Origin of the sequence: Acetomicrobium hydrogeniformans ATCC BAA-1850, assembly GCF_000160455.2 — a bacterium.
Classification (GTDB): domain Bacteria; phylum Synergistota; class Synergistia; order Synergistales; family Acetomicrobiaceae; genus Acetomicrobium; species Acetomicrobium thermoterrenum.
On record NZ_ACJX03000001.1, the window covers coordinates 438,905 to 450,939 of the forward strand.

Annotated in this window: 14 protein-coding genes; 5 read left to right on the top strand and 9 right to left on the bottom strand. The window is 43.1% G+C overall.

The genetic code is table 11. From position 1 onward, the window contains the following. Positions 1-25: 25 nt before the first annotated feature. Positions 26-1,348, bottom strand: a complete 1,323-nt coding sequence (locus HMPREF1705_RS02155) for a DegQ family serine endoprotease (protein ID WP_009200349.1) — start codon at positions 1,346-1,348, stop codon at positions 26-28. A gap of 373 nt (positions 1,349-1,721) precedes the next feature. Here HMPREF1705_RS02155 and HMPREF1705_RS02160 point away from each other — a divergent pair, with 373 nt between their 5' ends. Both HMPREF1705_RS02160 and HMPREF1705_RS02165 read left to right on the top strand, forming a co-directional pair. Beyond that, positions 1,722-2,210, top strand: coding sequence for a chemotaxis protein CheX (locus HMPREF1705_RS02160; RefSeq protein WP_009200347.1), 489 nt, complete (start codon positions 1,722-1,724; stop codon positions 2,208-2,210). A gap of 473 nt (positions 2,211-2,683) precedes the next feature. Further along, positions 2,684-3,550 (top strand): MurR/RpiR family transcriptional regulator, encoded by an 867-nt coding sequence (locus tag HMPREF1705_RS02165; RefSeq protein ID WP_009200345.1) that lies wholly within the window; start codon positions 2,684-2,686, stop codon positions 3,548-3,550. Between the two features lie 48 nt (positions 3,551-3,598). Here the strand turns inward: HMPREF1705_RS02165 and HMPREF1705_RS02170 are convergent, their stop codons facing one another. The 6 genes from HMPREF1705_RS02170 to HMPREF1705_RS02195 form a co-directional block, all read right to left on the bottom strand. Then, positions 3,599-4,282 (bottom strand): metal-dependent hydrolase, encoded by a 684-nt coding sequence (locus HMPREF1705_RS02170; RefSeq protein WP_009200344.1) that lies wholly within the window; start codon positions 4,280-4,282, stop codon positions 3,599-3,601. A 148-nt stretch (positions 4,283-4,430) separates the two neighbouring features. Continuing rightward, positions 4,431-5,330, bottom strand: coding sequence for a glycosyltransferase family 9 protein (locus HMPREF1705_RS02175; RefSeq protein WP_009200343.1), 900 nt, complete (start codon positions 5,328-5,330; stop codon positions 4,431-4,433). After that, entirely contained in the window at positions 5,318-5,602 is a 285-nt protein-coding gene (locus tag HMPREF1705_RS02180; RefSeq protein WP_242603494.1) for a hypothetical protein, read from the bottom strand. The genes HMPREF1705_RS02175 and HMPREF1705_RS02180 overlap by 13 nt, the downstream gene beginning before the upstream one ends. Before the next feature lie 4 nt (positions 5,603-5,606). Further along, positions 5,607-7,403, bottom strand: coding sequence for an aspartate--tRNA ligase (gene aspS / locus HMPREF1705_RS02185; protein ID WP_040347765.1), 1,797 nt, complete (start codon positions 7,401-7,403; stop codon positions 5,607-5,609). A gap of 22 nt (positions 7,404-7,425) precedes the next feature. Further along, complete coding sequence (gene hisS, locus HMPREF1705_RS02190) at positions 7,426-8,694, bottom strand: histidine--tRNA ligase (protein WP_009200340.1); 1,269 nt, start codon at positions 8,692-8,694, stop codon at positions 7,426-7,428. A 156-nt stretch (positions 8,695-8,850) separates the two neighbouring features. Continuing rightward, the gene (locus HMPREF1705_RS02195) at positions 8,851-9,111 is read right to left on the bottom strand and encodes a stage V sporulation protein S (RefSeq protein ID WP_009200339.1); all 261 of its coding nucleotides are present in this window, start codon (positions 9,109-9,111) and stop codon (positions 8,851-8,853) included. A gap of 482 nt (positions 9,112-9,593) precedes the next feature. Between HMPREF1705_RS02195 and HMPREF1705_RS02200 the strand changes: the two genes are divergently transcribed. The 3 genes from HMPREF1705_RS02200 (at position 9,594) to HMPREF1705_RS02210 (ending at position 11,148) form a co-directional block, all read left to right on the top strand. Then, positions 9,594-10,295: a DUF1538 domain-containing protein gene (locus tag HMPREF1705_RS02200; RefSeq protein ID WP_009200338.1), complete on the top strand. Its 702-nt coding sequence runs from the start codon at positions 9,594-9,596 to the stop codon at positions 10,293-10,295. A gap of 30 nt (positions 10,296-10,325) precedes the next feature. Beyond that, positions 10,326-10,649, top strand: coding sequence for a P-II family nitrogen regulator (locus HMPREF1705_RS02205; protein WP_040347763.1), 324 nt, complete (start codon positions 10,326-10,328; stop codon positions 10,647-10,649). Positions 10,650-10,869: 220 nt separating this feature from the next. Further along, entirely contained in the window at positions 10,870-11,148 is a 279-nt protein-coding gene (locus HMPREF1705_RS02210) for a hypothetical protein (protein ID WP_040347761.1), read from the top strand. Between the two features lie 161 nt (positions 11,149-11,309). On the opposite strand, the gene HMPREF1705_RS02215 is transcribed toward HMPREF1705_RS02210, so the two are convergent. Together HMPREF1705_RS02215 and HMPREF1705_RS02220 are read right to left on the bottom strand one after the other, a co-directional pair. Next, a complete protein-coding gene (locus HMPREF1705_RS02215; RefSeq protein ID WP_009200335.1) occupies positions 11,310-11,513 on the bottom strand; it encodes a cold-shock protein in 204 nt (67 codons plus the stop codon). A 165-nt stretch (positions 11,514-11,678) separates the two neighbouring features. After that, complete coding sequence (locus HMPREF1705_RS02220) at positions 11,679-12,017, bottom strand: tRNA-binding protein (protein WP_040348343.1); 339 nt, start codon at positions 12,015-12,017, stop codon at positions 11,679-11,681. Between the last annotated feature and the right edge of the window lie 18 nt (positions 12,018-12,035).

Here is a 12,035-nt window from a genome sequence, read left to right on the forward strand (position 1 = left end):
TACACCTCCGACTGATATGAAAAATTTACTTCCGCAAGGAGACAAAGAACGTACGTCCTTCGCGCATTACCAGAAGAACAACAGAATCAGGGTTTCTTTGTAATGCCTTCTTAAGGTCATCCACAGTTTTTAGAGCTACTCCGTTTGCCTCCAAGATTAAATCTCCCTCTCTAATGCCCACTCTGTCGCTTATCGATCCAGGCTTTACCCTGACAACAACGACACCCTTTTCGCTATCTATGTTGTATTTCTGTTTCAAAGCCGGAGTTACTGGAGATACTTCGATACCTAAGCTTTCCTCCAAATCAGAAACTTCAAGACGAGGCGCCTCAGTCTGACCGGGTATTTCCTCGAGAGTCACCGTGACGCTTCTTTTTCCGCTTGAAGTTGCTATCTCCACCTTAACCTTGTCTCCAGCCATACGCTTGCGTATCTGAAATACCAAATCCTGAGCGTTGTTAATTTCAACATCATCAACCTTAGTTATGACGACTCCTCTTTTAATTCCAGCCTTATCGGCCGGAGAATTGGGAACGACATCTGCCACTACTGCTCCCTTTTCGACCTTCAGCCCGTATGCCTGAGCTATATCGCTCGTAAGCGGCTGAACGTAAACGCCAAGCCATCCTCTGCGAACTCTGCCATAGCTTACAAGATCGTCAATTACGCTTTTCGCCATGTTTACCGGTATGGCAAATCCTATACCTTGAGCATAGGGTATGATAGCTGTGTTTATACCAACGACCTTGCCGTCCAAATCCAAAAGAGGACCGCCGCTGTTTCCCGGGTTGATCGCAGCATCGGTTTGCAAGAACCCATCAAAACTCACATTACCTGCTCTTATGGAGCGGTTTTTAGCGGATATGACTCCAACAGTAACTGTATGATCCAAACCAAAGGGATTCCCTATGGCTACCACCCATTCACCTACTTGAAGGGCATCCGAATCGCCCAATGGAAGGACCGGCAAATTGCCTGCCGTCACTTTTATAACGGCTAAATCAAAGGTTGGGTCCTTTCCCACTATCTTGGCATCGAGCTGCCTGCCATCGGCCAAGGATACAGTTATTTTATCAGCCCCTTCGATCACATGGTTATTGGTTAATATATATCCGTCCTTGGAAACTATGAAGCCCGAGCCCTTCCCCTTCATGGGGATAATCTGAGTGAATTGATCCCATTGATCGCCAAAAAACTGCCTAAAGAAAGGATCATCGGCAAAGGGAAAAAGAGGCCTTTTTACCATGGTCTCCGTATCTATATTGACCACAGCCGGAGACGCTTCATCTGCTATTTTTGCAATGGGGTTTCCGGCAATAGGATCTACAGGCTTCGCGATCGCCTCCATGGATATGCCCGTAAAAATTGCCCCGATCATTATAACCACCAACAATTTAGAAATTTTCTTTAACAAAACATTCACCCCCAGATCTGCTCATATAGACAAAAAATATATATACTTCGAAGCCCCACCTGGCATCGTAAATATTGCTTAAGGCACTTTTCGAAACAAACTTCTGGCCTCGAACAAAATTCTATCATGACGAGCACATAAAGACACCTCAAGTGAAGATAATAATTGCGCAACATTTTTCCAATTATTGCTTTAAATTAAGAAACATTTTGTTTTGAAGCTTAACACGGGGCTTAAAAATAGTGGTATTATTTAGTGGGTTTAACGCTTACATTTTTCTATTTAAATCTATTTCGGAGGTAAAGTCATGGCAGATACAGCTACAATAACGAAGATAGTTAACAGTTTTGCAGGCGCATTGATAGGCGTATGCAAAAACCTCGGTATAAGTGCCGTCCTAGACAAGTCTGAGATTTCTCCTGAGACTAAGGCTCCTAACAATCGAGCAGCGGCTTTGATAGGTTTCGTAACATCAACCGTCAATGGCACTATCGGGCTTTTAGCCGACGAGCAGGCATTTAGTGAAATCGTTACCACCATGTCGGGAGGAGCTGTCAACCCGGATTTTAACGACCCCCTTGCCATGAGCGCCTTTGGAGAGTTGACAAATATGATCAGCGGTCAGGCCTTTATTAAATTCAACGAAAAGGAAATATCTATCACTCCACCCCAACTTTTGACGGGTGAATTTATCGTCGCCGTTCCCTCTGCAGAAGATGCCGTTCGAAGTTTTACAATCCCATTTAAATTGGATACAGGCAGCAAGTTATATCTGGTGCTTGCCCTGAACGCTTAAAATGACCGAGGGCAATTCAAAGAAAAAAGTACGGCGTTAGATCAATGGACCTAAAAAAAGGCAAAGGTATTTGAAATGGGGTTATCGCGGAAGCCAATTCACTCAGCTGCCGCTTCACCTATAGCACGTCAACTGGATCGATATGCAGAAGCTCTCCCCTTTGCTCTGTATGTTGCAGTAGTTTAATTTAAGCCCTAGCGAGATTGAAAGATAAGGGATTGTTAGATCGGCTTTCCGAAAAAAACGTGAAAATCAAAGTGGGACAGGGATATAAAAATAAAACGAAAGTCGGGATAGATATTGGAAATTGCTCTGCCAGAGCGGGCAAGAACTTATCGAGTTTTCCTACGAAAGCACTGGTACCTTAAAGTAACCCTTCGAAGGATTGACATCTGTACAGTTAACCTGTAAACTTTTTTTGTTAATTTTGAACAAAAATATCTTATCTGATTCATTTAAGGACGGTGTGGAGCATGAACCGAGAAGAGCTCGAATCTCTATTGAGAGATAAAATACCGACGTTGCCTAAAAAAGCCAGAAAGGTAGCAGAATATTTGCTGTCTAACATGAGAGAGGTGGCTTTTTATTCAATAGGCGAGGTGGCGGATAAATTAAACGTTTCTAAAGCTCAACTGGTCCGTGTGGCAAGAATTTTGGGTTTCCAGGGATATGCCGATTTAAAGACAGCCCTCCAAATGGCCATATTGGAACAAATAGATCCCGTAACCATGTTGGCTAGAGCAAAAGAACGGGGCGAGGGCCTACTTCCCAATATCTTGGATACAGAGCACGCAAACCTCGATAACACATGGCGCATGCTGGATAGAGAAAAAATTAACGATTTCGTGGAACTAGTTAAAAAAGCGAAAAACATCTATTGCATGGGTTGGGGCATTTCCTCGCTGGTAGCTGAAACTTTCTATATGCGCTTCAGGGTAATGGGGCTTACCGGGCATCTCATCAAACGCGGTTCTTTGGCGATTTTAGAGCAAGTGCGGGGCATCAAAGAAGGGGACATGGTCATCGTTTGCGAATTACCCAGCTATGTCGTGGAAGTTACGGAGGCCATAACAAAATGCGCATCTCAAAAGGCAACAATCGTTACCATAACCGACACTGCAGCCGCTCCCGTTTGTTCCGTGGCCACTCTCCAATTTTACGCCAGCGCCCTAAGTCCTACATTCGGAAGCAGCATTATCGGGCCATTGTTTTTAGCCCACATATTAACTTCCGTGCTTTCGGTGGAGTTGGGCGAGACCGCCCACGAGGCTTTGGAAGAACAGGTCCAATTTTTGCACGACGAAAGGATATTTCATCCGGTATTTGGCCTTAGATACTAATCTAACCAAACTTGATAAATTACTGGGCGCCTCGCCCGTTTTTACTCATTATACTTCGCAACTTTGCCCCGGTTCCAAGATGACGACTTCGGCTAAGGATCCAACCTTTGACTTAAATTCCGCGGGGTCTGCCTCTATGACGGGGAAAGTTCCATAGTGCATTGGGATTACCTTTTTGGGCTGTATAAGTTCGACTGCCCTAACGGCGTCATCGATATCCATAACGTAATTTCCTCCTATAGGTAAGATGGCAAGGTCTATGTTTTCGGCTTCGAGAAGTTTCATCTCCACAGTAAGTCCTGTATCGCCGGCATGATATACCTTTTTGCCGTCCACTTCGATGACAAATCCACAGGGAGTGCCTCCATACAACATTTTGTCCCCATCGGTGATCCCAGATCCGTGCCATGCCGGAGTTAGCTTGACCCGCCCGAAGGGAAAGGCGTATCTTCCTCCTATGTGCATAGCATGACATTTAACTCCCTTGGAGGACAAGAAGCCGGATATCTCCGCATTAGTCACAACAGTGGCTTGAGTTTCTTTGGCTATTTGAACCGTATCTCCCAAGTGGTCATCGTGACCATGAGTTATAAATATGAAATTCAGCTCCTTTATATCGCTTGGCTTCCAAGCGCTGTTAGGATTACCCGACAAAAAGGGGTCTACTAACGCCTTTAAACCTTTACCCTCGATATAAAAGGCCGCATGCCCAAGGTATGTCACTTTAGCCATTTACCATCGCCTCCTCATCGAAAAAATTCTTGAATACCAGCAAGTATCGAGATTATACGTTTACATTATACTGTAACCCTCACATTTCTGTTTATAGGGCAAATCCACAGGAGATTTTGTCCAAGCAATGCTGCTTACTTCGAACTCGCTACGACATGTCATCCAAAAGGGATGTCTCAATTATCCCCTTTACGTAGCCGCTCTTTATGGATTTTAGATATCTCTGCGCTGCAAAAAACACCCTCTCGACGGAATGAGTCATTTTTCCTCCCCGTTCCCATAACCAGAGCCCTACTCCCCATTTCGGTATCTCCTTTGGAGAAGTAGGACCGAAAAGACCTATCACCGGGACCATTCCTCCGAGTGCTACGTGAAGGCCAAGCGTATCAACGCTTATAAGCAAATCGAGGTTATAAATCCAATCGGCATAACCGACCATAGTTCCTCCCGGCTGCCACGCGACTTCGTATCCTGCGCTTTGAAGCTTTTTTGCCAGGCTCCACCAGCACTCCATGGGCCAAGCTTTTTGTGGCCACTTTAGTCCTACACGAGGATTTAACCCCACTAAGGGACGCTTACGGAGATTGCCACCCTGTATACGGATGTAAGACCAATAGGGCTCGCCTCTCCATTGCATGCCACACAACTTGTAAAGCCAGTGAGGATGAGAATGCCTGCTGTTGTCGTTTGAATCTATTAAGTTCTCCAATTCCGGAAATCTTGGCCTTGTTCGCCAACGGTTTCCGTCGAAATAAAATCCCTTTACTTTGGATGCCCACTCCTCAGGGAAAGGGATTTGAGTCCTTTCGAGGTAAAAAATGACATCGGGTTTTTGGACTTCTTCCAATATATCTATAAAATGCAAATTTTCTACAGGAGGAAAGAGCGCCTGTAACTTTCCGGGGACACCATACCAATATACTTCGTTGTCTGGCACAAGACGAGAAAGCAATACTCCGCTCCTGAACACCTCGCCATCGGAAACACCTCCTATGGCGGAATCCCTAAGAAGCTCTGTCTCGCCGGTTTTGATAATTAAAAATCGCATTCTGCCACCACCTTAATTCGCGATGAGCTGTAATGACCCGATTCATCACATTCAATTCCCATAAGACGAATAACAAAACTTTCATCAGATATCATTGCTGAAACGGAAGTGTCTTTGTTTATTTCATACCAGGCATTCATAAGTTTTGCTTCTTCCCAACCCTCGGCGGAGATAAAGCCATTCAACGTTTCATCTCCATTTAAGTCGTAAATCCAATTTTCAAATCTCCCTCCAAGAATAATTCCTCGACCCTTTAAGCACCTAGAACCCACTTTTTTAACCTTCCTCCTCATCAGTGGCCGTTACCTTAATATGAAGCTCTTCAAGTTGACGCTCGTCTACATAAGACGGGGCACCGGACAACAGACACTGAGCTTTCTGAGTTTTAGGAAAGGCAATGACATCTCGTATAGATTTGGCACCAGCCAAGAGCATTACCAATCTGTCAAACCCTAATGCAATCCCCCCGTGTGGCGGTGTACCGTAAGAAAGCGCAGACAACAAAAAGCCGAACCGATTTTTTGCCTCAACCTCGTCCAATCCAAGGGCCTTAAAAACACTCTCCTGCACCTTAGGGTCATGTATTCTTATAGAACCTCCGCCGACCTCATTACCGTTTAGAACTATATCGTAGGCACGAGACCTGACCTTCCATGGTTCGCTTTCCAACAAGTACAAGTCCTCGTTTTTAGGAGACGTAAAGGGGTGATGAACGGAAACATATCGGTTTTCCGTTTCGCTCCATTCGAATAAAGGAAAATCGACCACCCAAAGAAAGGCCCATTTGCCCTTTTCGATCAAATCGTACTTCCGTGCGACTTCCAAACGAAGTTGTCCCAATACCTCGCATACTTTGTTCCTATCTTGATCTGCCATTACAAATAGAGCGTTCCCTTGAAAAAGTTGTGATTTTTCTATAACGAGCTTCTTTCCGTCTTCGTCCAAGAATTTGACCATGGGACCTTTCAATTCGTTCCCCAGCTGAAAATAAGCCAACCCCTTGGCTCCCAGTTCCTTTGCCTTCCCCTCAATAGTGCTCATCTCTTGTCTGGACAGGGAAGCTCCGCCAGGAAGCACAAAACCTTTAATTGCCCCTCTTTCTCCAACTTCGAAAGCCCTAATACCTCTGCCCTGAAAGACTGCTTTTAAGTCGACAATCTCAAAGGGGATCCTCAAATCCGGCTTATCCGAACCGAAGCGCTCCATTGCTTCTGAATAGCTTAAACGCGGGAAGGGCGTTTGTATTTCCACCCCTATAGTCTCGCGAAATAATCCCTTCATATAGTCCTCTATTAGCTCAAAGATATCCTCCTCCGTCAAAAAGCTCATTTCTATATCGATTTGAGTAAACTCCGGTTGTCTATCTGCTCTCAAATCTTCATCTCTGAAACACTTAACTATCTGAAAATATCTGTCTAACCCGGAGATCATCAATATTTGTTTAAAAATTTGCGGAGACTGGGGAAGAGCATAAAATTTTCCAGGGTTTACCCTGCTCGGAACCAAATAATCTCTTGCCCCCTCAGGAGTCGATTTGGTCAACATCGGAGTTTCCACTTCAACAAAACCTGCATCCGTCAAAAACGTTCTTGTATAATTCGCCGCTTTGCTTCTGAGGCGCAAATTCCTCTGCATAACCTCACGTCTTAAATCTAAATATCTATATTTAAGCCTTATATTCTCATCGATGGCGCTGGCCTCATTTAAATCGAAGGGCGGCAAAGTTGATGGAGATAGCACCATGAGGTCGTCGGCTATAATTTCGACATTACCGGTCTTTAAAGATGGGTTTTCCGTTCCGGCAGGCCTTTTTTTAACTACACCCTTGATGGCAACCACATACTCGCTTCTCAGCTGCTTTGCCCTTTCGTGAACTGATTCGCTCGTCTCGGGGTTAATGACCACCTGAACTAAACCGGTATGATCCCATATCTCAAGGAATATAATGCCACCCAGATCCCTTCGCTTTCTCACCCACCCGTTAATAACAACTTTTTTCTCTATATGGTCTTCGGTTGCATTGCCACAATAAACGGTTCTTTTCCAATTTTCATCGAACACTGCGTCAAACATTGAATTCGCCTCCATAGCCAAGCTATCCAGCTAAATTTGCCTTTACGTAATCTATAAAGGAATCATTCGCCACTTCGCTTTGGGAACCTTTCCTGAGGTCTTTTACAGTAACAACGCCCTTCTCAATCTCGACACCGCCCAAGATGCAGGCAAGTTTTGCTTCTTTATTTGAAGCTGTCTTGAGCTGTGAGCCAATTGATTTACCGGTGTAGTCCATATCGACGCTAATTTGCTCGCGCCTCAAGTCGTAGAGCAATTTCAATGCCTTATTTTTAGCCAAATCATCAGCTGTCACTATGAATACATCGATACCTGGTTGCTGGCCAAAATCGCAACCTTGCCCTTCCATGGTCAGGACTATGCGTTCTATCCCCGCCGCAAAGCCCACACCCGGGACGTGAGGTCCACCTATCGTTTCAGCAAGGTTATCGTATCTTCCGCCACCGCATACGGCATTTTGTGCGCCAAGCTCCCCCGAAAGGACCTCGAAGGCCGTCTTTGTATAATAATCCAAACCCCTAACGAGATTTTTATCTTCTTTATAGTTTATGCCAAGAATTGTCATGCCCTCTTTCACTCTTTTGAAGTGTTCGCTGCATTCGACGCACAAATAATCCACAATACCCGGGGCATCTTTCATTATTTCACGACACCTTTCGTTTTTACAATCCAAAATCCTGAGGGGGTTTCTTTCAAATCTATTTTGACATGTGTTGCATAACGCATCGAAATTACTTCCCACATATCTTTTCAATGCATCTCTATAACCTGGCCTGCAAACAGGGCATCCTACCGAGTTTATCACGACTTCAAGATTGGAAAGGCCAAGCGCATTAAATAAATATATAGCGAAGGCAATGATCTCCAGGTCGACTTCCGGAGCTTCTGAACCAAGAGCCTCGACATCTAATTGCCAAAACTGACGATATCTTCCCTTTTGTGGGCGCTCATACCTAAACATTGGTCCTGCGCTCCAAAGTTTAACCGGCTGAACCTTCTTTGACATGCCATGCTCCAAATAACACCTGACCATTGAAGCCGTAAGCTCCGGCCGCAAGGTTAAGCTTCTACCCGCTCTATCTAAAAAAGTGTACATTTCCTTTTCCACTACATCCGTCGAATCTCCTATACCCCTGGAGAAAAGTTCTGTATGTTCGAAAAGCGGCAAATGTACTTCATTATAACCAAAAAAACCTGCGACTTTTCTCGACGTCTCTAAAACGTAGGCCCACTTCCAAGCCTCATCGGGAAGAATATCCCTTACACCCCGCGGTGCTTTAATTATATCCATAGCGCATCGACGCCTCCTGTTAATTTACATATGATGATATTTATTGACGTTGAAAATTATGATATCAAAAGATCGGAATAGTAAAAAGCGCGGCCACCACGATGCCGCGCTTTTTCGTGCATCTACGTCGGGGATTTACCCAAACATCTACAAGGATTATCTTGATTCAAGTTGAAACTTAATTGCCGTCCTTTCTTCGCCATCTATGCTGATTTTTGCAAAAGCAGGTATGCAAATCAGATCAATGCCGTTAGGAGCTACATAGCCCCGGGCAATTGCTATTGCCTTGACAGCCTGGTTCACTGCCCCTGCACCTACAGCTTGCACTTCCACTGCACCCTTCTCCCTCATGACTGCAGCTATAGCTCCTGCGACAGATTTTGGTTGAGAGTTTGCGGAGACCTTGAGAACTTCCATAGCATTCGACCTCCCTGTAAATTAAGCTCTACATTCATCGAATATGCTCTTCCCCGACTACACCTTATAGTCTACACCATAGTATAGCTACATATCCAAACTTTTTGCAAGCAGGAAATGCCATAAAAAATCAGTATATTAAAAGAATTTATAATCTCCATGAGGCAAACCCTCTCACCAAAAAATTGCATTGCAAATATGAATACATCATTTTTAAATCATGGCCTTGGTATAGATCGTATGTGGCACAGTGTAACAAATATTCGTAAAGTCTTATATAATAAGAAGGGCAATAAGAATAAAACCAAATGCAGCATGTTCAATATAAATATCGCTTTTTAAAGAGATCGCTTTTAACTAATGATATAAGTTTATGTTTAAAACAAGATATTCTCCCTGAGACAGTAATTATTTTTCAGATATATTGTTTAACACATGGTTAAATATTCATCATTATATGACATAGGAGGTCAAAATATTACATGAGAATATTGGCCAATTTCAAGGATTTCTTGGAAACCACAAGAAGTGTACTGCCTCTAGCTGTAATTCTCATATTATTTCAATTGGTCATATTAAAAAGGCCAATAAAAAACGTCAAGGATATCATCTTTGGAATTTTATTGTGCATCTTCGGTCTACATATTTTTTTGAAAGGGGTGCTCATGAGCTTGCATCCCTTGGGAGATTCGGTAGGAGAGAATTTAGTATTCATGAGCAATAAATGGCTTATTGTAGGAGCTGCTTTTATTATTGGATATCTCGGAACGCTGGTCGAGCCGGCTTTGAAAACCCTGGCACTTGAAGTGGAAGAAGTATCAATAGGAGCAATACCTCATAAGACGCTGACACACGCAGTTGCCGTCGGTTTCGGCGTCGGGATGGGCATAGGCATATACAAAATTTTATTCGATATCCCCTATGCAAAAATAATTACCCTTTTGCTCCTACTCGTTCTAATATTAATACTATTCACACCCGATGAATTTATTTCGATAGCAATGGATTCGGCCAGCGCAACCACGGGGCCGGTAAATATACCCATCAACATGGCAATAGCTATCGGCCTGGCAAAAGTTCTAGAGAACGTCGACCCACTTACCAGCGGTTTTGGTATTGTTGGACTAACGTCTATAGGAGCCATGATCTCGGTATTGATATTAGGCATATTGACGAAAATATAAATACTGATGCAAATGGGGAGAGGGATGTTTATGGATGTCAAGTGTATTGTTGCCATCGTAGAAAGAGGCAAGGCCGACAAAATTGTTGAAGGAGCCAAAAAGGCGGGGGCCAAAGGTGCGACTATCCTCTACGGAAGAGGGACTGGTCAATCAGAGGCTTTGAGATTTTTTAACCTTCGCATCGAAGCCTCTAAGGAGGTTATATTAATACTAAGCGAAGTCAACAAATATAAGGCAATATATGATGCCATTGTCGATATTGGAAAACTTAATGAACCAGGTACTGGGATTATATTCACATTTATGGTTTCTGAACTCACCGGCTTACACCACAGGGAACAAATAAAAAACTAGTTACTGTAAAAAATCATGAGGGGATATAGAGTTACTAGAACATAGATGATTGCAAAGGGACATTTTTGCATATGACATCTTGAAATTAATGTTATCGATTTCTTTATATTTCATTTCAATATCTATAAAAAAATTAAAAAAATATTGCGATGCATGTAGATTTAATTGTCTCACGATAGTATAATAGGTCCAAAATTTAATACGAAAAGGAGGGTTTAAATTGCCGGAAGGTAGAGGTAGAAGACGAAGAAGAAGCACTATAGAGGAAATGATTATTAAAACACAAGAAAAACTGGAAAAAACCAAGAAAAGATTTATCAACAAGCATACCAATGAGATCATTGATATGTTCACTCAGATTGTTGAATCAGCAAGACTAGACACATTCGATGTACTTAATGACTATATTAGCATAAACAATGAAAATGAACGCAAGAAATTCGTCCAAGAACTCGTTATTAACGCAGCTCGTAATATCGACGCTAACTCTCAATCATAAAAAACGATAAACATCCTCTTTATCTAAGACTAACGTTCCAACGAAATTAAGGGGGCAAAATAAAAGGGCCTCCTTAATTTATATGCTATCACACAAAATTTAAGAGGTGCCCCCTATGGGGCACCTCTGCGATAGGCTTATGTTATCTTCGTTTTTAAGATTTATAGAGCCGATACTTCAGAAGCCTGTGGCCCTTTGCTTCCCTGGACTATCTCAAAAGAAACTCTCTGACCTTCAGCTAATGTTTTGAAACCATCTTGCTGGATTGCGCTGTAATGAACGAAAACGTCCTTACCGCCGTCTGCTGTGATGAAACCATAACCTTTGGACTCGTTGAACCATTTGACTGTACCCTGTGTTTTCACTAATGTTGCCTCCTAAATACACGTTTTAAAAATTTTTTACGTCGATGGCGCCTATCGACAAATTTATCATACACCTTATTTGACATAAGTCAAGTACTTTTTAACTTTAAAATTTTGAGAGTTCCTTCACCCAAAAAATCCATCACGATCGATAATGCACCAAAATTAAAACACTCTCGACCCCAAAGGAGGGTTGTCGTCAACGGATAACAAAAGTACCTTTCCTTCATCATTGGGAACGCCAAGAACCAGGATCTCGCTTTTAAAGCCCGCTACAATTTTCGGGGGGAAATTTACAACAGCGACTACCAATTTTCCCTGCAAAGCCTGAGGCGAATAAAGCTCTGTGACCTGGGCGCTAGATTGCTTAACTCCAATCTCGCCGCCGAAATCGACCCATAATTTATACGCAGGCTTTTTGGCCTTTTCGTTGTATTCAACTTTCACTATTTTCCCCACTCTCATATCCACAGCAACAAACTGCTCATAATTTATGGTATCCACATCTATCTCCCCTTGTTT

Coding starts and splice junctions, on each gene's coding strand:
- HMPREF1705_RS02155 (WP_009200349.1), bottom strand. CDS start 1,348: ATGGAGGCGATCGCGAAGCCTGTAGATCCTATTGCCGGAAACCCCATT.
- HMPREF1705_RS02160 (WP_009200347.1), top strand. CDS start 1,722: ATGGCAGATACAGCTACAATAACGAAGATAGTTAACAGTTTTGCAGGC.
- HMPREF1705_RS02165 (WP_009200345.1), top strand. CDS start 2,684: ATGAACCGAGAAGAGCTCGAATCTCTATTGAGAGATAAAATACCGACG.
- HMPREF1705_RS02170 (WP_009200344.1), bottom strand. CDS start 4,282: ATGGCTAAAGTGACATACCTTGGGCATGCGGCCTTTTATATCGAGGGT.
- HMPREF1705_RS02175 (WP_009200343.1), bottom strand. CDS start 5,330: ATGCGATTTTTAATTATCAAAACCGGCGAGACAGAGCTTCTTAGGGAT.
- aspS (WP_040347765.1), bottom strand. CDS start 7,403: ATGTTTGACGCAGTGTTCGATGAAAATTGGAAAAGAACCGTTTATTGT.
- hisS (WP_009200340.1), bottom strand. CDS start 8,694: ATGGATATAATTAAAGCACCGCGGGGTGTAAGGGATATTCTTCCCGAT.
- HMPREF1705_RS02195 (WP_009200339.1), bottom strand. CDS start 9,111: ATGGAAGTTCTCAAGGTCTCCGCAAACTCTCAACCAAAATCTGTCGCA.
- HMPREF1705_RS02200 (WP_009200338.1), top strand. CDS start 9,594: ATGAGAATATTGGCCAATTTCAAGGATTTCTTGGAAACCACAAGAAGT.
- HMPREF1705_RS02205 (WP_040347763.1), top strand. CDS start 10,326: ATGGATGTCAAGTGTATTGTTGCCATCGTAGAAAGAGGCAAGGCCGAC.